Source organism: Mycolicibacterium pulveris, from assembly GCF_010725725.1.
Lineage (GTDB): Bacteria > Actinomycetota > Actinomycetes > Mycobacteriales > Mycobacteriaceae > Mycobacterium > Mycobacterium pulveris.
In genome coordinates, this window is the sequence record NZ_AP022599.1 from 1,052,904 (window position 1) to 1,074,965 (window position 22,062).

The 22,062-nt window shown below is 66.6% G+C and carries 18 protein-coding genes and 1 pseudogene; 8 read left to right on the forward strand and 11 right to left on the reverse strand.

Annotated features, from left to right (window positions below; translation table 11 throughout):
* Window positions 1-2: 2 nt before the first annotated feature.
* From G6N28_RS05375 to G6N28_RS05395, 5 genes are all read right to left on the reverse strand, one after another.
* Window positions 3-1,364: an MCE family protein gene (locus G6N28_RS05375; RefSeq protein ID WP_163897786.1), complete on the reverse strand. Its 1,362-nt coding sequence runs from the start codon at window positions 1,362-1,364 to the stop codon at window positions 3-5.
* Between the two features lie 4 nt (window positions 1,365-1,368).
* Window positions 1,369-2,223, reverse strand: a complete 855-nt coding sequence (locus tag G6N28_RS05380; protein WP_235674471.1) for an ABC transporter permease — start codon at window positions 2,221-2,223, stop codon at window positions 1,369-1,371.
* 7 nt (window positions 2,224-2,230) lie between these two features.
* A complete protein-coding gene (locus G6N28_RS05385) occupies window positions 2,231-3,004 on the reverse strand; it encodes an MlaE family ABC transporter permease (RefSeq protein WP_163897789.1) in 774 nt (257 codons plus the stop codon).
* Window positions 3,005-3,460: 456 nt separating this feature from the next.
* Window positions 3,461-3,874: a nuclear transport factor 2 family protein gene (locus tag G6N28_RS05390; protein ID WP_179962020.1), complete on the reverse strand. Its 414-nt coding sequence runs from the start codon at window positions 3,872-3,874 to the stop codon at window positions 3,461-3,463.
* Entirely contained in the window at window positions 3,871-5,106 is a 1,236-nt protein-coding gene (locus tag G6N28_RS05395; RefSeq protein ID WP_163897792.1) for a cytochrome P450, read from the reverse strand. The genes G6N28_RS05390 and G6N28_RS05395 overlap by 4 nt, the downstream gene beginning before the upstream one ends.
* 125 nt (window positions 5,107-5,231) lie before the next feature.
* Here G6N28_RS05395 and G6N28_RS05400 point away from each other — a divergent pair, with 125 nt between their 5' ends.
* The 3 genes from G6N28_RS05400 (at window position 5,232) to G6N28_RS05410 (ending at window position 8,243) form a co-directional block, all read left to right on the forward strand.
* Window positions 5,232-6,407: a LuxR C-terminal-related transcriptional regulator gene (locus tag G6N28_RS05400; protein ID WP_163897795.1), complete on the forward strand. Its 1,176-nt coding sequence runs from the start codon at window positions 5,232-5,234 to the stop codon at window positions 6,405-6,407.
* 174 nt (window positions 6,408-6,581) lie between these two features.
* Entirely contained in the window at window positions 6,582-6,974 is a 393-nt protein-coding gene (locus G6N28_RS05405; protein WP_163897798.1) for an SgcJ/EcaC family oxidoreductase, read from the forward strand.
* Between the two features lie 84 nt (window positions 6,975-7,058).
* Window positions 7,059-8,243: a TetR/AcrR family transcriptional regulator gene (locus G6N28_RS05410; RefSeq protein ID WP_163905860.1), complete on the forward strand. Its 1,185-nt coding sequence runs from the start codon at window positions 7,059-7,061 to the stop codon at window positions 8,241-8,243.
* Window positions 8,244-8,250: 7 nt separating this feature from the next.
* Here G6N28_RS05410 and G6N28_RS05415 read toward each other — a convergent pair whose 3' ends face one another.
* The 6 genes from G6N28_RS05415 to G6N28_RS05440 are packed head-to-tail and all read right to left on the reverse strand — an operon-like array spanning window position 8,251 to window position 15,383.
* Complete coding sequence (locus tag G6N28_RS05415; RefSeq protein ID WP_163897801.1) at window positions 8,251-9,021, reverse strand: SDR family oxidoreductase; 771 nt, start codon at window positions 9,019-9,021, stop codon at window positions 8,251-8,253.
* 27 nt (window positions 9,022-9,048) lie between these two features.
* Entirely contained in the window at window positions 9,049-10,131 is a 1,083-nt protein-coding gene (locus G6N28_RS05420; RefSeq protein WP_163897804.1) for a 3,4-dihydroxy-2-butanone-4-phosphate synthase, read from the reverse strand.
* A complete protein-coding gene (locus tag G6N28_RS05425) occupies window positions 10,128-10,640 on the reverse strand; it encodes a flavin reductase family protein (protein WP_163897807.1) in 513 nt (170 codons plus the stop codon). Before G6N28_RS05425 ends, G6N28_RS05420 begins: the two co-directional genes overlap by 4 nt.
* Complete coding sequence (locus tag G6N28_RS05430; protein ID WP_163905862.1) at window positions 10,640-11,695, reverse strand: alpha/beta fold hydrolase; 1,056 nt, start codon at window positions 11,693-11,695, stop codon at window positions 10,640-10,642. Before G6N28_RS05430 ends, G6N28_RS05425 begins: the two co-directional genes overlap by 1 nt.
* Before the next feature lie 21 nt (window positions 11,696-11,716).
* Window positions 11,717-14,251, reverse strand: a complete 2,535-nt coding sequence (locus G6N28_RS05435; protein WP_163897810.1) for an FAD-binding oxidoreductase — start codon at window positions 14,249-14,251, stop codon at window positions 11,717-11,719.
* A 22-nt stretch (window positions 14,252-14,273) separates the two neighbouring features.
* On the reverse strand, window positions 14,274-15,383 hold the full coding sequence (locus tag G6N28_RS05440; RefSeq protein ID WP_163897813.1) for an LLM class flavin-dependent oxidoreductase: 1,110 nt from the start codon (window positions 15,381-15,383) through the stop codon (window positions 14,274-14,276).
* A gap of 174 nt (window positions 15,384-15,557) precedes the next feature.
* On the opposite strand from G6N28_RS05440, the gene G6N28_RS05445 reads away from it, so the two are divergent.
* The 5 genes and pseudogenes from G6N28_RS05445 to G6N28_RS26970 all read left to right on the forward strand — a co-directional run bounded on the left by G6N28_RS05445 (window position 15,558) and on the right by G6N28_RS26970 (window position 22,013).
* Window positions 15,558-16,511 carry an enoyl-CoA hydratase gene (locus G6N28_RS05445; RefSeq protein ID WP_179962174.1) on the forward strand — a complete coding sequence of 318 codons (954 nt, stop codon included), beginning with the start codon at window positions 15,558-15,560 and terminating at the stop codon, window positions 16,509-16,511.
* The gene (locus G6N28_RS05450; protein ID WP_163897820.1) at window positions 16,511-17,725 is read left to right on the forward strand and encodes an acyl-CoA dehydrogenase; all 1,215 of its coding nucleotides are present in this window, start codon (window positions 16,511-16,513) and stop codon (window positions 17,723-17,725) included. The genes G6N28_RS05445 and G6N28_RS05450 overlap by 1 nt, the downstream gene beginning before the upstream one ends.
* A 1-nt stretch (window position 17,726) precedes the next feature.
* A complete protein-coding gene (locus tag G6N28_RS05455; protein ID WP_163897823.1) occupies window positions 17,727-18,821 on the forward strand; it encodes an acyl-CoA dehydrogenase family protein in 1,095 nt (364 codons plus the stop codon).
* Between the two features lie 24 nt (window positions 18,822-18,845).
* Window positions 18,846-20,387, forward strand: a pseudogene (locus tag G6N28_RS26965) (long-chain-fatty-acid--CoA ligase); the annotation flags it as partial.
* Window positions 20,379-22,013 carry an AMP-binding protein gene (locus tag G6N28_RS26970; RefSeq protein WP_235674723.1) on the forward strand — a complete coding sequence of 545 codons (1,635 nt, stop codon included), beginning with the start codon at window positions 20,379-20,381 and terminating at the stop codon, window positions 22,011-22,013. The pseudogene G6N28_RS26965 and the gene G6N28_RS26970, both read left to right, overlap by 9 nt.
* Window positions 22,014-22,062: the final 49 nt, after the last annotated feature.

The window sequence follows — 22,062 nt, forward strand, 5'->3', positions numbered from 1 at the left end:
TTCTACGGCTGGTTCGCACCCATTGGGGTGGGACTCGGTTTAGGCGGTGGCACTCCCGGCCACAGGGGCGTCCCGTCGGGCCCGTACCACGGCGCGCCGTATGGCGGTGCCCCGGGAGCGGTGATCGGCCCGATCGCCGGACCCGGAATGCATTGCCGGATGCTGGGGGGTTCCGGCACCGCACGGGTCACCGGCAGGTAGTTCGCCCAACAGGGATGTCCGATGCCGGGATTGGGTCGGATGTCCAGGCCTGTGCCCCAACCGGTATTGGTGATCAGTTGGCGCACCGGGAAGTTCTTCGTGGCATCCGGAAGCGAACCGCATCCGGGTTGCCCGCCGGGTCCGCCTTTGGCCGCGACGATCGGCAGGTGTTCCGGATAGGTGTAGGGGTCGTTCCCCAGCAGCAGGGCGACATCCAGTTGCAGGGTGCGGCCGTCACCGCCCCACGCCGCGTAGCCCCCGTTCTCCAGATACCATGTCGCTCCCTGCAGGAAGCAGGTGTACACGGGGTTGTGGTGGAGCAGCAGACCCGTGGTGGGTTGCAGGGTGTTGACGGCGTCCACGAAGTCGTCTTTGCTCGTGGCGAGCAGGTTGGTGCCGGCTTCGGTGAAGCCGACCACGTTCAGCAGCAACGCATCCAGCGCGCGTTCGTGCTCGGTGACGGTGGTGCTCGTCGTGCTGACGGCATCCAGGATGGCGACGATGTCTTCGGCGGCGGCGTCGTAGGTGTCGGTGAAGTTCTTCAACGAGCGCCAGTTTGCGCCGATGGTTTCGCTGCGTTCGTTGAGGGCCAGGAGCACCTGGTTGAGATCGGTGATGGACTGCCCCATCCGTTCACCCTGTCCACGGACCCCCTCGGCCACGGCGGTCAGCACCGCGTTCAGCTTCAGCGGATCGATCATGTTGAGTAGGTCGACCACGTTCTCGAACACGGTGTTGACCTCCGTGCTGACCCGGTCGGCATACAACACCGCACCTGCGGTCAGCCGGGCGGGGCTCGGCTCCGACGGATACACCAGCTCAACGAATTTCGTTCCGAAGGCAGTGGTGGCGCTGATCTGGGCCGTGACGTTCGCCGGGATGTATCGAACCTGGTCGGGGTCGAGCTCCAGCTTCAGGCTCGTCCCGTTCTCGTCGTTGCTCAACCTGCTGACACGGCCGACCCGCACCCCGCGCAGCATCACGTCGGCGTCGGTTTCCATCACCAGCCCCGCGCGTTCTGACGTGAGCGTGACTCCTACGTAGGACCGGAACGTACCGCGGAAGGCCGCGGCGGATCCGAACAGGAAGACCACGATCACCGCAAGCAGGATCAGCGTCCACCACCCGGTGGAGATGCGGTGTGTGCCTGCTCTGCGGTTCATGTCCCTATGCCGCCAGGTGGAAGTTGCCGGACTGGCCGTAAATCGCCAGTGTCATAACCACAATCAGCAGCGACGCGACGACCATCGACGCCCGCACCGCCCGTCCGACGGCCTCCCCCACCCCCGACGGCCCGCCGCTCGCCGTGTAGCCGTAGTAGGTGCACATCAGCATGATCATCAGCGCCACCGCGGCGACTTCCCCGATAGACCACAGCACGTCGGTGGGGTGCAGATAGGTGTAGAAGTAGTGGTCGTAAACGCCGGCCCCCTGCCCGTAGACGGCAGTGGTGCCGAGGCGTGCCGCGAGGTACGCCGTCATCAGGCCGACGCAGAACAGCGGCACCGCCACGATCACCCCGGCCAGCACCCGGGTCGATGCGAGGTAGCTGACGCTGCGGATGCCGATCGCCTCCAGGGCGTCGATCTCCTCGTTGATACGCATGGCCCCCAATTGCGCGGTGCTGCCTGCGCCGACGGTGGCCGCCAACGCGACCATCACGGTGCCCGGCTGGATTTCGCGCGTGTTGAAGAAGGCGGATGCGAACCCCGTGAGGGCCTCCACCCCCACGGATGCCAATTGGTTATAGCCCTGCACCGCGACGATCGCACCGGTGGTGATCGTCAAGAACGCCACAATCACCACCGTGCCGCCGATCACCGCGAGGGCGCCGCTGCCGAGGCCCATCTGCGCGATCACCCGCAGCAGTTCGCTGCGGTAATTGACTACGGCGTCGGGGATTCCGGCCAATGTGGTGGCGTAGAACCGGGTTTGGGCCCCGATGCGGTGCCATTCGCCGACTGCGCGGTTGCCCACTCGTCGCAGCCGCGGATGAAGCGTACTCGGAACACTGACTGTCATGGGCCACTCACCTCACCATGAACGGGACGCCGATGGCGGTGACGATGATGTTGGTCAGGAACAGGACGATGAAGGCGAACACCACCGTTTCGTTCACCGCCCGACCCACACCGGCCGGGCCGCCGCCCACTGAAATGCCCTGATAACAGGCGATCAGGCCCGCCGCCAACCCGAACAATGTCGCCTTGATCATCGAGATGATGACGTCGGCCAGATGCGTCATCGTCGTCAACCCCGCGACCCACGCACCGGCGGAGACGTCCATCAGGTACACCGAACACACGAACGCACCGACCAGGCCGGTCACGATCAGCACCGAGTTCAGCGCCAGCGACACCGTGGTCGCCGCGAGCACCCGGGGAACGACCAGCGCTTGAATCGGATCGATTCCCATCACCCGCAGCGCATCGAGTTCCTCCCTGATCGTGCGCGCGCCCAGATCGGCGCACATCGCGGTGGCGCCGGCACCGGCGACCACCAACACCGTCACGATCGGACCGCTTTGGGACACGGTGAAAATCGCCGCGCCCGTGCCGGAGAAATCGGCGGCACCGATGTCGGACAACAGCACGTTGAACAAAAACCCCGAGATGACAGCCCACGGGACCGTCATCAGCAGCCCCGGGAGGGTCGACACCCGCGCCACGAACCAGCACTGGATCATGTACTCGCGCCATGCCAGCGGCGCCCGGAACATCATCACCAGGGTGTCCATGGACATCGCGAAGAAGCCGCCGACCGCCCGCACCGGCTTGGCCATCGCCTGGGTGTCGATCACCATCGCTCTGCCCACCCCGTGACATCGAGGTTCTGCCGTCGGGCGGTTTTGCTCACGCTGGTCCTCCAGGCAGCTGGAACTCGACGTGTGACGGTGAAGAGCGTACGCGCCCAAAGGCCATGATGTCCATAGCTAATACGCCTCACGTGATCGACACAAATTGTAAATGGCGATGATATCGACGCTTTTTATTCAGTCAAGTATCTTCTTAATATCGTCGATACAGCGCCTGAGCGCCTGTTGGCGAAGGTGATGGCGCCAGACTCGCGCCGACCGGTGCGGTGAGGGCATCATTCGCCGTGCACCACAAGTTTCTTCAGCGCGAGGCACACGATCACGCTATCGGCGCTCGGTGCTCGGGGACTGCTCCAGCAAGGGAGATAAACGTCGCCCGTTCGAGACAACCTCAGGCCGGCGCGGCATTTGCCCGGTCCCGCTGATCACGGTCGGCGGTGGTTCTCATCGGCTGAACGCCTCCTGGGTCAGGGCGGAGTTCATGAAGTCGCGGAAATGCAGCCAGCGGCCCTCACGAAGGGTGATGATGTGCGCGAACTCCGATTGCCACTCGTAGCCGGTCTCGATCCTGCGGAACCGTTGCCGGCCCCAGACGGCGAGGTCGTCACCCTGTGCGATGAACTTCCACGGTTCCATCTCGACGATCTCGATGTTCTGGCCGACCCTGGCGAAGAACGTCATCGCCTCGGTGATGCCGTGGTAGTCACCGGCGTACGGGATCTTCTCGGTGCCGTAATAGGTGATGCGGACCTCCGGGTCCAGGTGCCGTAGCGCGGTGTCGAGGTCACCCGCGGGCACGGCGGCATAGATGGCCTTCGTCGCCTCGATGTTGCGGGCCTGTTCGCTGATGGCGGTCATGACAGGCGAAGGGGTAGACGGACATACGCGTGCGTCAGCAGACTGGCGGTCTGCTTTGTCCCGGGGTCGTCGCTCAGCTCGATCCGCTGATAGCGGTCCAGTACCGCGTTGAGCATCGTGGTGACCTCCAACCGCGCCAGCGAGGAACCGAGGCAGAAATGCAACCCGTGGCCGAACGAGAGCTGCCTTCGGAGATTCGGCCGGTCGATGTCGAGCCGCGCCGGGTTGGGGAACACCGCGGGATCGCGGTTGGCCGAGCCGAAGAACAGCGCCACCCACTCCCCCGCCCGGATCAGCTTGCCCCCCACTTCCACGTCGCGGGTGGCGATGCGGAACAGGCGCTGTGGTGGGCCGTCGCGCCGCATGGTCTCCTCGACGAAGGCCGGAAGCGTCGACCGGTCTGCACGTATCCGCGCAGCGATCTCGGGCTCACTCGCCAAGGCGTGCAACAGGTTGCCGATCAAAAAGGTCGTGGTCTCGCTGCCTGCGACCACCAACGTGACACAGAACCGGACGATCTCCTCCGGCGTCAGGCGTTCACCGTCGACTTCCGCGCGCAACAGCGCCGATATGAGGTCCTCGGCATCCTCGACGTCCTCGCTCGCCCCCTGCTCGGCGATGATCGAGGAGTGCTCGGCAAGCCGGGCGGCGAAAGCCCCGACCATCTCTTGGTTGCTCGCCATCCGTTCTTCGGGCGTCAGCGCCGAACTCAGCATGAACGCGTTGGCCCAGTTCTTGAAACGGACGTGGTCACCTTCCGGCAGACCCAGCAATCGGACCATGGCCCTGGTGGGAATCTCGGCGGCGAACGACATCACGTCCACTTCGCCCTCGCCGAGATCGTCGAGCAAATGCGGAATCAGATCGGTGAGCCAGGGTTCCAGCCGCCGGACCCGGCGCGGAGAAAACGCCTGCGAGACCAGCTTTCGCTCCACCTCGTGCTTTGGCGGGTCCGTGTTGACCAGCATCAGGCTGGGCGCGGAGGAGGCCTCTTGCAGCGGGTCACGCGACGAGAACGTGTCGCTGTCGCGTGCGGCTTCCCAGACCTGGTCGTAGCGGAAGAGCGCCCACGCGGTGACGGGTTCGTCGGCGCCCGGCACGGTCCCCGGCGGCCAGTCGCGGTAGCCCGCGACCGGGGAGGAGGGGCGCAGCTGGTCGTACAGCGGATAAGGGTCGGCGATGCCCTGGGGCGTGGTGAGCACTTCGATCGCCGAAGCGGTGGTAGATGACATGCCCATCAGCCTCGGACAACCCGCGCAGCAAAGCGATCCCCCGTTGGGGCACACTCCTGCCCCCGTAGGAGGGCAATTTGCGGTTCTGCCCGCAACACCGCCGTGGTCGGGAGACAGTAGACGCCATGAAGATCGCCGATGGCATGCCCGGTCCCGACGAGACGTTGGCAGGCCATCCGGGCTGGGCGTCGCGTCCGGCCAAGGAGAGTGATGCCGCCCGCCGCTACCGGGAGACGTTTGCGGATTGGAGTGTCGACCCCACCGACGATCCGATGGCCGTGGTGTCGGAGGCCATCGACACCAAGGCCAACGAGGTGCGCAACGCGTTGGAGGCGCGCGGCGACGACGAAGCGATCGCGGCGCTGGAGTCGGTGCTCGATTATTGTTCGCTCGAGCGGGAGCTGATCGAGGACGGCGCACAACGACGCATGCTCGCGCTGTTGCAGGTCCAGGAGGCCCTGAGCAAGCTGCGGGTCGTCGATGACGTCGCAACGATCGTCGACCGGGCGCCGCGAGAGTTGGTGGAGTCGTGCGGATTTGACCGCGCCGTGCTGTTCCGCGTGCACGAGGGCCGGATGTTCATGGAGTCGGCGTACTTCGGCGAGGACCGCGAGGGCGCCGAGAAGATGGTCGCGTTCGCCCAGTCCGTGGCCCCGCCGCTGGATCACATGCTGTTGGAGACGCAGATGATCCGCCGTCACGCACCGGCGATCGTGCGTGACGCCCGCAACGACCCCCGCGTAAACAGGCCGATCGTCGACTTCTCGATGACCCATTCCTACGTGGCGGCGCCGGTGATGCCGACGGGCAAGGTGATCGGCTTCCTGCATGCCGACCGGCTGTATTCGGGCCGTCTGGTCGACGAGATCGACCGCGACACGGTGTGGGCGTTCGCGGAGGGATTCGGGTATGCCTACGAGCGCACCGTGTTGCTGGAGCGGATGCGCCGACTGCAGGCGGAGGTGCGCAACGCGCTGGCCTCCGCGGACGAGGCGGCCCGCGCGCTGCAGGACGCCGATCTGGACTTGCGCAAGATCGAGCCGCTGGAACGCAGTCCCGCGGCGCGGTCGCTGGCCGACGTGCACACCAGGGTGATGACGATGCTGACCCGCCGCGAGGTCGAGGTGCTGCGGTTGATGGCGGCCGGCCGCACCAACCAGCAGATCGCCGACGAGCTGGTGATCTCGGCAGGCACGGTCAAGTCGCACGTGAAGCGGGTGCTGCGAAAACTCCACGCCACCAACCGCGCCGAGGCGGCGTCGGCCTACGTGCGGCTGGCCAGCGTGCCCGATGGCGCCTGAACCGGGTCACCCCGCGCTCCGCGACCCTGAGCATTATGTCTATCATCGATAGCCCTATGATCGCCCTGTTCTCCAGCGAAATAGCTTGAAATAGCCCGTCTCGTGAATATTTAAGTCTCTGATGAGTACTATGGCTGGTGTACCTGGCTGCGTACATCTCTCAGAGGAGGCTCGATGACCGACACCGCAGAAGCCACCGAGACGCTTGTCCGCGACTTTCTCGATGCCTGGACGACAAGGGATCTCGACGCGATCTGCTCGGCGTTCGCCGATGATGCCGTGTATCACAATGTGCCCGTCGATCCGATCGTCGGGCTCGGCGCGATCCGGGAGATCTTCCAAGCCTTCCTGAACGCGTTCGCCGAGGCCAAGCTGGACGTCGTCACGCTGGCCGCCAAACCGGGGCTGGTGCTCGCCGAACGGGTGGACTACTTCACGCTCAACGACGGTCGCAAGGTCGAACTGCCGGTGACGGGGGTGTTCGAGGTCGAGAACGGCAAGATCAAGCGCTTCAGCGATTACTTCGACCTCGCGGACTTCGAGCGTCAGAGCGGGTTCAAGCTGTAGGAAGTTAGCGCCTATAGACTTTTGGCAGTATTGAGGCAGCTCGTCCAGCGCCGGTTGAAGAACGCGGAAGGGGGCCTGACAGACGTGGAGCCCGTCGTCGGCACGGTCAAGCGCAGGCCGAAGGACCGCAAGAGCCAGATCCTGAAGCAGGCGGTCCGGCTCTTCACCGAACGCGGCTTTCACTCGGTCAAGCTGGAGGACATCGCCGAAGCGGCGGGCATCACGGCTCGCGCCCTGTACCGACACTACGAGAACAAGCAGGCGCTGCTCACCGCGGCCATCATCACCGCGCAGGATGAGTACCAGAGCGTCCTCGGCCGGGATTCGGGGTCACCGCATGAGCCGCTGAGGCACGAACTACCCGACCTGATCGCCGCCGCCATCGCCACCCGAGCGTTGACGGTGTTGTGGCAGCGCGAGGCGCGCTACCTCAACGACGACGACCGCGCCCAGGTGCGCAACCGCATCAACGCCATCGTCGCGGGCATACAGTCCGGTGTCCGCCTCGAGGTGCCCGAGTTGAGCGACCGGCATTCCGAACTGCGCGCCTGGGCGGTGTCGAGCACCCTGACCAGCCTCGGCCGCCACTCCCTTACGCTGCCGCGGGAAGAGCTCAAAGATCTTCTCTACCAAGCATGTATGGCGGCGGCCCGAACGGCGCCCGCCAGCGATCTGACATCGACCAACGCACCGTCTCATTCCGAACGCGCGTTGTACTCCCGGCACGAGACACTGCTGGCGGCCGGTGCCCGGCTCTTCCGCGCCAAGGGCTACCCGGCCGTCAGCACGAGCGAGATCGGCAAGTCTGTCGGCATCGCCGGCCCGGGGTTGTACCGGTCCTTTTCGTCGAAGCAGGCGATCCTGGACACGCTGATCCGCCGGCTCGACGATTGGTGGACCCTGGAATGCGTGCGCGCGTTGCGGGCCGGCGGTGACGAGGCCGCGACGCTGCGCCGGCTGGTCGCCGGACGGGTCCGGGTGTGTCTGGACGATCCGGATCTGGTGTCGGTGTCGATCACCGAACTCGCCCATGCCTCCGAAGAGGTGCGCGACGGGTTCCTGCGGAGCCAGGCGGACCGCGAGGCGGTGTGGACCGAGCTCGTCGGCAAGCTCGTGCCCGAGACCAGCACCGCTCAGGCGCGCCTGCTGGTGGCCGCGGCCGACAGTTTCATCGACGATGTCGCCCGCACATGGCATCTCACGCGCTATGGCGGAGTTGCCGAAGAGATCACCGCGCTCGCACTGTCCATTCTGACCAGCAGGCGCTGAACCCGGTTCACCACAGCGCGGCCGCGGTACCGCCGTCGGCGTACTGTGCGGTGCCGTTGACCATCGACGCGTCGTCGGAGAGCAGGAACGCGACGATGCCGGCCATCTCCTCGGGTCCGGCCATCCGGCCCTGCAAGCGGCTGATCATGGTGTCGGCCCCGCCGTCACCGAGTGCCTCGTCGAACGTCGTCATCGCGGTCCGTTGCATCGGGGTGTCGACGAACGCGGGCAGCACCGCATTGGATCGCACACCGGCCGAACGCAATTCGGCTGCGGTGATGCGGCTGAGATGAATGAGACCAGCCTTCGTCATCCCGTATGCCGCGGTGCCCGCCGCGGCCACCACCCCGGCCAGCGACGACATGTTGACGATGGCGCCGCCGCCTCGTTCGATCATCTTCGGCGCGGCGTGCTTGGTGCACAACCAGGCACCACGAAGGTTCACCCGGACCACCCGGTCGAAATCCTCGACCGTCGTATCGAGCACCGGCGCGAAGTGCACGATGCCGGCGTTGGCGACCAGCTTGTCGACGCCGCCGAACGCGCTCGTGCAGGCATCGACCATGCCGATCACCTGCTGCTCGTCGCTGATGTCGACGCGATGTGGGACGGCGCCACCGCCGACCTTGGTCGCCGCGGCTTCGGCGGCCCCACCGTCGATGTCCGCGCACAACACCCGACACCCCTCGGCGACAAGCCGTTCCGCGACCGCCAGGCCGATACCCGCGCCCGCTCCCGTGACGATCGTCGCCTTGCCCGCCAGGTCTGGATGTGTCATCGAACCACCTTGCTGTCGCTCGTTGTCTCAGCCCGCGACCCGGAGCCCGCGCTCGCGGATGGCCCCGAAGATCACCAGACCGAACCCGGGTGCATCATCGGCCAATCTGATGGTGTAGACACCCAGATCGCGCAGAATCCACGCCACCGTCTGCGACAGCTCTCCCGAGTCGATTTCCTCGGTGTCCGTCAGGCCGCAGGCCCGCATCGGGCCGGGCGGCCGCAGGTAGATGACGACCCCGCCGTCATTCGCCCGCATGTCGCTCAACGCGGCTCGCAGATCGGTACCGCACCGGCAGGCGGTCGAACCGAACACGTCTGACGTCACACACTCGACGTGGACGTGCAGCGGAACCGGAACCCCGGGCCCGACGTCACCGACGATCAGGGCCAGGTGCTCACCGCCGCCGTGCACGTCACGGAACCCGATGGCGCGGAACCCTTCCCCGCGATTGGGCAGCACCGTCTCGGCCATTCGCTCGACCTGCGGCTCCACCCGCCGCCGATAGCTGATGAGTTCGCCGACCGACACGACCGGCAATGCGTGCTCGAGCGCGAACTCGAGCAGCTCACCGCCTCGCGCCATCGCACTGGGCCGGTGGCGGGACACGATGTCGCACAGTCCCGCGGCGTGGCGTCGGCCAGCGAGGCGGGTGAGGTCGAGCGCCGCCTCGGCGGGACCGGGGTGACCCAGCACGCCTGCCGTGGCCACCTCGACCGGAACCACGTGCCCAGGCCGACGAAAATCCGACGGATCAGAGCTTTTCGCCGCCAGCGCCGCGATGGTGGCCGCCCGATCGGTCGCCGAGATCCCCGTACCGGTCCCCCGCCAGTCGACCGTCACCCGGTGAGCAGCCGCATCAAAGCGGTTCTCGCCGCGATGGCAGATCGGCGGGAGGTTCAACCGCTCACACTCGGCGGCGGGCAGCGCGACCCTGACATAGCCCGACGAGTGCCGAATCGTGAAGGCCAGCAATCTGGGCGTGGCTGTCTCGGCGGCGAACGCGAGATATCCCTCGTTGTCGTTCTCCGGGCCAGTCGTGATGACGACCGGCCGACCGCCGCCCACCGCCGTGATCGCGCGGCGCACCCTGGTGTCCGTCGTCTTCATGTCCGCTCCAACACGTCCGCGCCGGTGATCCGGTGAAACCGACTGCCGTGGAACACAAGTGGCGGCATGTCGGCGTTGGCGTCCAAGGCGCACACCTCGAGAACGGCGATCATGTGATCACCCGCGGCCACCTCGCTGCGCAGCAGGCATTCCAACCAGGCGCTGGCCTCGGACACGACCACCGCTCCGGATGCCAGCCTGGTCCAGGGCACCCCGGCGAACCGGTCGCCTTCTTTGCGTGAGAGAGTGCGGCACGCATCGCCGTGGTGTTCGGCCAGCACGCTCAGACCCAGCCGCGCAACCGCTTTCAACCGCGGCCATGTTCTGGAGCCGGTCTGCACGCAGATCGACACGAGTGGCGGTTCCACCGACACGGATGTGAACGAACTCGCGGCCATCCCCACCGGCTCACCGTCGACCATCGCGCACACCGCGGTCACCCCCGAGGGGTGGCAGCCGTACACGCGCCGCAGTTCGACGCTGTCAACGGGAAGAGGCCGCAGTTCCACTACCGCAATCCCGTCAGGAAATCGAGCAGCAGGCGGTTGGTCTCCTTGGGCTCCTCTTGTTGGATCCAATGCCCGACGTCGTCGATCATGTGGGTGCCGCAGTAGTTGGGCATCACCTCGTGCGCGCGTTCGACCGCCTCGGCGCCCCACGTCGTTCCGACGTCGTACTGGCCGCCGATGAACAGCGCGGGCGGTGTCAGCGGGGTGCCCTCCTGCTCGGCGAGGTCGCACCAGTCGTTGTCGATGTTGTGATAGAAGCTCAGCGGCCCACCGAACCCGGAGCGTTCGAATTCTCCTGTGTAGAAGTCGAGATCGGCGTCGGTGAACCAGTCCGGCATGGTCTCGGGGTAGATGAACGCATCCTTGAGGCGCGCCCCTTCCGGTAGGCACAGCGGCCCGGAGCGGATCACCTCGATGGGATCCATCGCCGCCAAGTCCACGCCGGCGGCCACCGCGGCCTCGGTGGCCGCGATCATGCCCTGACCCGACACGGTGTAGGTCAGGCCGAGCAGCCAGCCGCGGAGATCCTCTTCGATTTCGGTGATGATCGCGTCTTGTTCACCGAAATAGTCTTGGTACCAGATCTTTCCGGGACCGGCCAACTCGAGGTGGTAGTCCTTGGGCCTGCGTTCCCCGAACGGGCTGCCGGGCAGACCGATCACCCCGCGGCCCGCGAACGGGACGCTGATGCCCACGACGCCGCGGCAGCGGTCCGGGTGCAGCCAGGCGAACGTCCACGCCACCGGGGCGCCCCAGTCGTGACCGACCACGACCGCCTGCTTTTCGCCGTAGGCGTCGATGACTCCCACGATGTCGCCCACCAACTCCTTGATGCGGTAGGCCTTTTGCACCCGGTACTTCGACGAGCGTCCGTAGCCGCGCTGGTCGATGGCCACCACCCGGTAGCCGGCGTTGGCCAGCGCCGGGATCTGGTGGCGCCATGAGTACCAGGACTCCGGGAAGCCGTGCACCAGGACCACCAGCGGTCCCTCACCCTGCTCGACGGCGTGGATGCGGGTTCCGCGGCAGTCGAGCAACTTATGGGTCTGCGACATCTGCGACATGTGGGCCCCTCTCTAGCGGGTGTGGCTTGCGGCGAAGTCGGCTTTCGGCGCCTCGGATATCTCAAGGTGGTCGGGCGGCGGAACGGTGCGGTTCTGATAGTTGCGGGTGATCAGCGTCTGCTGGCCCGACAGCCTGGTGCGCGCCCACTTGCCGAGGACTTTGGCGGCGACCCGCGGCGACATCAACGCCGCAGGCGGTTTGACCAGATGGACGACCGCCAGGAAGTCGCGGTAGGCGTCGAGATCGTCGTGGATCAGTTCGATGACCCGGTCCATGTACCAGGTCAACACCCCGAAGTAGAACGGCCGCTTCTTGTCGACATCCTTCACCCAGTCGAACCGGAGGTTCTGCTCCCTGATCACGAACCAGGCCGTGTCGGCGAGCTTGGCGATCCGCCGGTAGTAGCGCCGCGGCAGGTCGGCATCGCCGGGACCGCGCTTGGCCAGCAGCGTCTGCATCTCGTGAACTTCCTTGAGCGCGATCGACATCCCGAGCCCGGACACCGGGTCGGCGCTGGTGTAGGCATCGCCGACCGCAAGCAGCCCGCGTGGCAGGTTGCGCTTCTTCTCGTAGCGCAACCTCAGCATGTTGGGATAGCGGAAGTTGTAGATCGGCGACGCCGGCTCCAGGCCGTCGATGTTCTCACCGACCACCGGTGAGGGCATCAGGTCGGCGAATCGGCGGAACTCCTCAGGGGTTCGCGGCGGCGAATAACAGTTGTAGGCAACCAATGTGGTGGACAGGATCGTGCGCGAGCTGTCGGTGTAGTACTGCGCCGCGTAAGTGTCCTCATACGGTCGGTACGCGTAGCAGATCATCATCACCTTGTCGTGCCACTGCCGTTCGTGCGGAACGTGATGGAACATGGTCGAGTAGAAGCAGTTGATGATGTCCTGCTCCACCTCTGGCGCCCCGATCCCGAGCCGCTCGAGAATCTCCGGAATCGGGGTGTTCTTGCCCGAGGCGTCCACCACGAATTCGGCCGGGATGACCTCCGGATGCCCCTGGTTGTCCACCGCGACGCCGAGCACCGTGTTGGTGTCCCTGTCGTAGATCAGATCGCTGACCTCGGACTCGTAGCGGAACGCGATGCGCGGTTCGTCGTCGAGCCGGCGACGTACGCACCACTCGAGCAGCGGGCGTCCGGCACAGACGATCTGGATGTCGCCGGTGCCCGGCTTCTTCCAGGTGCCGCCCAGGCGGATGCGGTACTGCGCGGCCATGTCGACGTCGAAGGCGCCTTCGCGCACCATGTCGTCGATGATGCCGGGGAAGATCCGTTCCAACTCGATGCGGCCGGCGGTGAGCAGGTGGTGCAGATGCCAGCCTTGCGCCGCGCCGGGCCGCCCCTCGCGGCGCCGATGGGGGTCGTCCTTCTCCAGGACGATCACCCGCTCGAAGAACTCGGTGAGCATCTTGGCTGTGGTGATGCCTGCGATGCTGCCGCCGATCACCACCGCGGTGCCGCGAGCGCGGTGCCGTACGTCGGCCATGTCGATGTCGGCGTAGTCCAACCGCAGCGGGGTGCGCCGCCGCGCGGCCCCGCTCGGCACGAACTTCTCGTAGTAGAGGCCGATGCGGTGAATGTCGCGGTTGTCCAACCAGTTCCGGACCGACTCGACCATTCCCGCGGGTCCGCACAGGTAGACGTCGGCGTTGCCGTCGCCGAACATGTCCTCGTCCAGAAGATCGGTCACCAACCCCACCGGTCCCGACCAGCCCGGGTCGGGATGCGCCACGATGGTGTGCACGTGCAGATCCGGAATACGGCGCCGCAGCCGCTCGAGCTCGTCGAGCTTGCACAGATCCGCGATGTCGGTCACCCCGTAGAGCAGGTGGACCGGCCGGCCGGCATCGGGCGCCATGCTCTGGGCCATCGCCAGGATCGCCGACAGCCCGGTGCCACCGGCCACCAGCACCACCGGGCGCTGCACCGGCCGCAGATAGAACGTGCCTTTGCTGCCCCGTAACGCGATTCGGTCACCCGGCTTCGCCCGGTCGCGCAGATAGTCCGACATCACCCCGCTGGGCAACAGCCGGATGATGAACTCGAGCTCATCGCGCCCGTCGGCCGGATGCGCGTACGAGTAGTTGCGCCACACCCCGCTGCCGGGCACCTGCAGCTGCGCGAACTGGCCTGCCTTGAACTTCAGCGGAGGCATATCCGAAACATCCAGCCGCAGAATGGCTGTGGTGGACGAGACCAACTGCACCTCGGTCACCGTGGCATGCCCGGTCACCAGGCTGGCGGCATTGTTGTCGATCGGATACTGCAGTTCGATCAGGCATTCCGAGTTGGCGAACGTCTGGCAGGTCAGTATCTTCCTGGCGTCGCGTTCTACGTCGGAAAGCCCTTCGGTCCGGCCCATCTCGTAATCGCCCGACCGGCAGGTGGCCACACACGTGCCGCAGATCCCGCTCTGGCACTCGTTGACGATCGCGATGCCGTTCTCCTCGGCCGCCTCCAGGATGGTCTGGTCGGCGCTGGCGGTCATCGTCTTGCACGTTCCGTCCGAGTATCGGACGGTGATCTTCTGTGCCTCCATCGGGATACCCTTCGAACGAGCGCTAGGCGATGGCGATTGAGGGCTTCTTGGCGATGCGCGCGTTGAGCCTCGGCATGACCTCTTCGGCCAGCAGCCGCATGGAGTCCTTCCACGGCCCGGGGTTGTCGCTGTAGTCGAAGCCCAGGATCAGCAGGTGGCCGAACCCGCCGACCTGATCGTAGGTCGCTTCCAGCTTGTCGACGACGGTCTCGACCGAGCCCACCACAAACGTGTTCTCCGCCAGGTACTCCGGTGTGACGTCGCCGTCGGGCACCGTCGGGTTGTGCTTGTAGAACTTGGTCATGCCGAACATCCGGAAGGTCGGCAACACATACTCGCGCATGTTCCGGCCGATCATGCCGTCGACGGCGTACCGGAACGCCTGCTCGTCGGTCTCGGCGACGACCACCTCGCGCACCAGCCGCCAGTCCTGCCGGTCGGGCACGCGACCGCTGCGGGCGGCGCCCTCCAGCACCGCGTCCCAGTGTGTCGCGACGTATTCGGTGTTGAGGTCCAGGCTCATCGGCAGGTAACCACGCTCGCCTGCCAGCTTCAGCGTCTCGGATCCCGCGCTGAACCCGGTTACCCCGATGGGCGGGTGCGGTGCCTGCAAGGGCTTGATGTGCCGTTTCATCAGCCCCTCGAACATCGGCGCGATACCGTTGGCGTTCCAGTACTTTCCGCGGAACTCCCACGGCTCGTCCTCGGTCCAGACCTTGATCATGATCTCGAGCGCCTCACGGGTCATCTCACGGTGCTCACCGTTCTGGCCGTCGACGTCGAAAAGCGCCCAGTCGCCGGGAATCCCGCTGGCACCCACCCCGAGCATGAACCGGCCCTGGGCCAGGTGGTCGAAATAGGCGACCCGGTGGGCCAATTCGACCGGGTGGTGGTACGGAAGCAGGTGAGCGCCGGGGGCGAGCTTGATCGACTTGGTCCGCAGTAGCGCCTGGGCCAACAGCAGGTCGGGCGCGCAGATCGGCTCCCACGGCACCGTGAAGTGCTCACCCACCCACGCCTCGACGTAACCCAGCTCATCGGCGAGCTGGATCAATTCGAGATCCCACTGGGTCGCGTCGTACAGGCTGCGCTCCGGCGGATGCGCCGGCATCAGGAAAAGCCCCAGTTCCATCTTCAACCCTCTCGGTAGTGGTCCGCTCGCCCGACGGCTCGCTGCGATGTGCACCACAGTACTAGCAAGATACTTCATTGAGCGCAAGTATGCGAGTAACTTGCTGATTTACTTGAACAAAAGTTTTATGATCGACGTACTGGCTATGGACATGTTGGTTCGGCGTCACGTAGCCTGCAGCTCAGCAGCGTCACCTCGCGCACAGCGGTGACGACCCGAAGGGAGCACTTCGTGCAGCATTTCGACTACATCGATTACGAACTGCTCGATGACGGCCGAATCGCCGTGATCACGCTCGATCGCCCGAAACAGCGCAATGCGCAGAACCGCGGGTTGCTCGTCGAACTCGGAGCGGCATTCGAACTGGCCGAAGAGGACGACGCCGTGCGGGTGGTGATCCTGCGGGGGGCCGGGCCTTGCTTCTCCGCGGGCCACGACCTGGGTTCCGCCGACGACATCCGCGAGCGATCGTCGGGGCCGGGGCAGCACCCGACGTATCACTGCAACGGGGGGACGTTGGGCGGGGTGGAGACGCGCCATCGCCAGGAGTGGCACTACTTCTTCCAGAACACCAAGCGGTGGCGCAACCTGCGCAAGATCACCATCGCCGAGGTGCACGGGCTGGTCCTGTCGGCGGGCCTGATGCTGGCATGGTGCTGCGATCTGATCGTCGCCGCCGAGGACACGGTCTTCGCCGACGTGGTGGGCACCCGACTGGGGATGTGCGGGGTCGAGTACTTCGGCCACCCGTGGGAGTTCGGCCCCCGTAAAGCCAAGGAACTGTTGCTCACCGGAGACGCCCTGACCGCGGACGACGCGCACGCGCTCGGCATGGTCAGCAAGGTCTTCTCCAATGACGAACTGTTCGACTGCACAGTCGAATTCGCTCGCCGGATCGCCAAGCTTCCGTCACTGACCGCGCTGATGATCAAGGAGTCGGTGAACCAGACCGTCGACGCCATGGGGTTCGGCGCCGCCCTCGACGCCTGCTTCTCCCTGCACCAGCTCAACCACGCCCATTGGGCCGACATCACCGGCAACCCGTTGGGCATCGGCACCGTCGAGCACGGCCTCGAAGACTGGCGGCAGGCGCCGGAGATCCTGCCCGCGGCCAAACGGCGGCCCTGATGGACGTCGACTATCCACCCGAGGCCATCGCCTTTCGGGATCAGATCCGGGCGTTTCTCGCAGAGCACCTGCCCAGCGAATGGAGCGGTGCCGGCGCGCTGCCGCCCGAGGAGCGCGAGCAGCTCAGGGCGCGGTGGCGCAAGGTTCTCGCCGATCGGGGACTGATCGCGGTGTCGTGGCCCACGGAGTACGGCGGCGGCGGACTCTCGGTGATCGAGCAACTGGTGTTGGCCGAGGAGTTCGCCCTCGCCGGTGCACCCGACCGCTCGGAGAACGACTTGGCGGGCATCGACCTGTTGGGCAACACGATGATCGCGCTGGGCTCCGAGGAGCAGAAGCGGCACTTTTTGCCCCGAATCCTCTCCGGCGAGGACCGCTGGTGTCAGGGGTTCTCCGAACCCGAGGCGGGCTCGGACCTGGCGTCCGTGCGGACCAGGGCGGTGCTCGACGGCGACGAGTGGGTGATCAACGGCCAGAAGATCTGGACCTCGGCCGGGCCGACGGCGAACTGGATATTCCTGCTTGCCCGCACCGATCCGGACGCGCCCAAGCACAAGGGCCTGTCGATGCTGCTGGCGCCGATCGACCAGCCCGGCGTGGAGGTGCGCCCGATCGTCAACGCCGCGGGGCACGCCTCGTTCAGCGAGGTGTTCTTCACCGACGCACGCGCCCGTGCCGCCGATGTGCTCGGCGGTGTCGGCGGCGGGTGGCGTACCGCGATGACCCTGCTAGGGTTCGAGCGGGGCTCGCAGATCACCACCGCGGCAACCGAATTCGGACCCGACCTCGAGCGTCTGGTGGCGCTGGCCCGGCAGCGCGGACGGCACACCGATCCCCATGTGCGCGACGAACTGGCGTGGTGCTACTCCCGCGTGCAGATCCTGCGGTATCAGGGGTACCGAGGGTTGACGGCGCTGCTGCGTGGGGAGATTCCCGGCGCCGACGCCGCGATCCACAAGGTCATCTGGAGCGAGTACTTCCAGCGCTACACCGAACTCGCCGCCGAGATTCTGGGGCCCGACGCAATCAGCCCACAGGGCCCGGGAAACGGTGCGGTGCTGCTCGCTCCGGCGCCCGGTACGCCGAACTCGGCCGGCTGCTGGATGGACCAGCTGTTGTATGCGCGGGCGGCGACGATCTACGCCGGCAGTTCGCAGATCCAACGCAACGTCATCGGCGAGCAGCTGTTGGGGCTTCCCAAGGAGCCACGCTGAGATGGACTTCCGCTACAGCACAGAACAGCTCGACTTCCGAGAGTCGCTGCGCGGCCTGCTTTCTGAGGCGGCTCCCCCCGCTCGCGTGCGCGAGGTCGCCGCGGCCCAGGGTCTTGACGAACAGCTGTGGCAGCGGCTCTGCAGCGAGGCCGAGCTGCCGGCGCTGCACGTGCCGCCCGAGCACGGCGGAGCCGGCGGCACCCTGGTGGAGGCCGCCATCGTCTTCGAAGAGCTCGGCCGTGCGCTGACGCCGGTTCCGTTGGCGGGCATCGTCTTCACGATCGAGGCCGTGCTGCGGATGGGTGACGACGAACAGCGGCGCCGTCTGCTCCCCGGGTTGCTGACCGGCGAGTTGATCGGAGCATTCGCGGCGACGGCGCCGGACGCCACCGACCCCTCGACGGCCCCGGTGCGGGCCGTCGGCGCCGATGGCCGCGTCGAGCTGTCCGGCGAGTGCTCGCCGGTGCTGCACGGCCGCATCGCGGACGTGTTCGTGGTGCCGGCCGCCCAGCGCGACGGCTCGCTCGGGTGGTACCTGGTGACCGCCGATGCCCCCGGGGTCACGGTCGCGCCGCTGCCGTCGTTCGACAGCACCCGGCCGGTCGCCCGGGTCACGTTGCAGCAGGCGCCCGCCGAAGCGCTGGCGTCGTGCGAGGGCTGGCAGCGGGTGCTCGACGTGGCCCGCGTGCTGTTGGCCGCCGAGTCGCTCGGCGGCGCCGAGGCGTGCCTCGCGCTGTCGGTCGACTACGCCTGCAGCAGACGGCAGTTCGGACGACCGATCGGATCGTTTCAGGCGGTCAAGCACGCCTGCGCCGAGATGATGATCGAGATCGACGCCACCCGGGTCGCGGTCATGTTCGCCGCCATGAGCGCCACGGACCCCGAGGAACTCGCGATCACCGCACCGTTGGTCAAGGCACAGGCCGCCGACACCTTCGCCATGTGCGCGGGCTCTGCGATGCAGGTGCACGGCGGCATCGCGTTCACCTGGGAGCACGACATCCACATGTACTTCCGCCGCGCCAAGACCACCCAGGCCCTGTTCGGCAGCAGCACCCACCACCGGGCGCTGCTCGCCGACCGCGCCGGGTTGTAGCCCACGTCCGGAAGGGAGCCGACGATGACCATCTCACCTCCTGCGGCGCGTCTGTCACCGTCGACGGGTATCTCGCTCAGCGATGTCCTCGCCCGGCACGCACTCGTGCGACCGGACCACGTCGCGTTCGTCGACTCCCGGCGGCGATGCACCTTCGCAGAGCTCGATGAGCGGGTCACCCGGCTGGCAGACGCGCTGTCGGCGCGCGGCGTCGGTCGCGGCGACCGGGTCGCCGTGCTGGGCCTCAACAGACTGGAGGTCGTCGAAACCTGGTTCGCCGCACTGCGTCTAGGCGCGATCGTTGTGCCGGTGAACTTCCGGTTCGTCGCCGACGAGATCGGCTACGTGCTCTCCGACAGCGGTGCCGCCGCGCTGGTGGTGGATGTGGCCCTGGCCGAGGTGGCCGAGCAGGCCCGTGCGGCCGCGCCATCGGTGCACACCGTGCTCACGATCGGCGCGGACTACGAGGACGCCGTCGCGCAAGCCACCGACCACCCGCTCGACGCCGCCGCCGCGGCCGGCGACGAAGACCCCGCATTCATCGTGTACACCTCCGGGACCACGGGCTTCCCCAAGGGCGCGGTGCTCACCCACCGCAACCTCTACCTGCACGCGTTCAGCTCGATCGCCACCCTGGGCCACATCGACGACGACTGCTGGATGGGTGTCGCCCCGCTGTTCCACACCGCGGGGATCTCGGGCATGCTGCCCGCCTACCTGACCGGCGGCCGGGTCGTGATTCCGCCGTCGGGCGGTTTCGACGCCGAAGCGGCGGTCCGCATGATCGTCGACGAGAACGTGTCGTCGTGCTTCATGACGCCCGCGCAGTGGCAGGTCGTCTGCGCGCTGGACAACCTCGCCGACTTCGATCTGTCCCGGCTGCGGCGCGTCTGGTGGGGTGCCGCGCCGGCGTCGACGACGTTGCTGCAGAACATGATCGACGCATTTCCCCAGGCCGAGATCGTCGCGGCGTTCGGTCAGACCGAATGCAGCCCGATCACCTGCCTGCTCCGGGGGCAGGACGCGGTGCGCAAGATCGGCTCGGTGGGCAGGCCGATGCTCAACGTCGAGGTCCGCATCGTCGACGAGGACATGAACGACGTCCCGGCCGGGGCCGTCGGCGAGATCGTGTACCTGGGTCCGCTGGTGATGAAGGAGTACTGGAACAAACCCGTCGAGACCGCCGAAGCCTTCCGCGGCGGGTGGTTTCACTCCGGCGACCTGGTCCGGCAGGACCCGGACGGCTACATTTATGTGGTCGACCGGAAGAAGGACATGATCATCTCGGGCGGAGAGAACATCTACAGCGCCGAGGTGGAAAACGTCCTGGCGGCCGAACCGAAAGTCGCCGAGGTGGCGGTGATCGGCGTGCCCGATCAGGATTGGGGCGAGACACCGATGGCGGTGATCGTGCCGCGCGATCCCGCCGACCCGCCGACCGAGGCCGACATCGAATCGCAATGCCGGGCGCACCTGGCCGCGTACAAACGGCCCAGGCGCATCGCCGTCGTCGAGGAACTGCCGCGCAACGCGGCGGGCAAGGTCTTGAAGAACGTGCTGCGCGACACGTACGCCGCGGCACCGTCCTACGCGGCGGGATCGACCGACGTTCCGCTGCTCGAGGAGACCATCGGGGCCAACTTCGAACGCACGGTCTCGGCTCATCCCGACGTCGAGGCGCTCGTCGACGTCGGCTCCGGCCGCCGCTGGACCTATGCCGAGCTCAACACCGAAATCGACGTCGTGGCAAGGGGTTTGATGGCCAGCGGGGTCGCCGCGGGTGACCGGGTCGGGATCTGGGCGCCCAACTGCGCGGAATGGACGATCCTGCAGTACGCCACCGCGAAGATCGGCGCGATCCTGGTGACGGTCAACCCCGCCTACCGCACCCACGAGCTGTCGTACGTGCTGGGGCACTCCGGCATCCGGATGTTGGTGGCGGCAACGGAGTTCAAGACGTCGAACTACCGGCAGATGGTCGAAGAGGTGCGCCCGCAGGCGCCGGACCTGACCGAGGTGGTGTTCATCGGCACCGACGACTGGCAACGGCTGCGGCAACGGGCCGACGGCGTCCCGGTCGACGACCTGCGGTCACGGATGAGCGCGTTGACACCGTCGGACGCCATCAACATCCAATACACGTCGGGCACAACGGGTGCCCCGAAGGGCGCGGTGCTGTCGCACCGCAACATCCTCAACAACGGGTTCTTCGTCACCGAGCTCATCAACCTGCGGCCGCACGATCGGCTGTGCATCCCGGTGCCGTTCTACCACTGCTTCGGCATGGTGATGGGCAATCTCGGGGTCACCACGCACGGCGCGACCATGGTGATTCCGGCGCCCGGCTTCGATCCCGCGGCGACGTTGGCCGCCATCGAAAGCGAGCGCTGCACCGCCGTTTACGGGGTGCCGACCATGTTCGTGGCGATGCTCGCCCACCCGGATCTGGCCGACCGCGACGTGTCGTCGCTGCGCACCGGAATCATGGCGGGCGCCACCTGCCCGATGGAGCTGATGAAGCGCTGCATCAACGAGCTGAACATGTCGGAGGTGGCGATCGCCTACGGCATGACCGAGACCTCGCCGGTGTCGTGTCAGACCCGCATCGACGACGACCTGGAACGGCGCACCGCCACCGTCGGGCGCGTGCACCCGCACGTCGAGATCAAGGTCGTCGATCCCGACACCGGGGCCACCGTGCGGCGCGGCATGCCGGGCGAGTTCTGCACCCGCGGCTACTCGGTGATGACCGGCTACTGGAATGACGAGGCCAAGACCCGCGAGGCCATCGACGAGGACGGCTGGATGCACACCGGCGATCTCGCCGTGATGCGCGAGGACGGCTACTGCCAGATCGTCGGGCGCATCAAGGACATGGTGATCCGCGGCGGCGAGAACGTCTACCCACGTGAGATCGAGGACTTCCTGCACTCACACCCCGACATCGAGGACGTCCAGGTGATCGGCGTTCCCGACGACGTCTACGGCGAGGAGATCTGCGCCTGGATCAAGATGCGGTCGGGCTGCGAGCCGTTGGACGCCGCCGCGGTGCGCGAGTACGCCACCGGAAAACTCGCGCACTACAAGATCCCGCGCTATGTCCGCGTCGTCGATGAATTCCCGATGACCGTCACCGGCAAGGTCCGCAAGGTGGACATGCGCGCGGAGACGATCCGGATGCTCAACCTCTGACCCCACCGCACCGAAACTGCGCACAGATCGCGATTTCGGCCGCGATCGC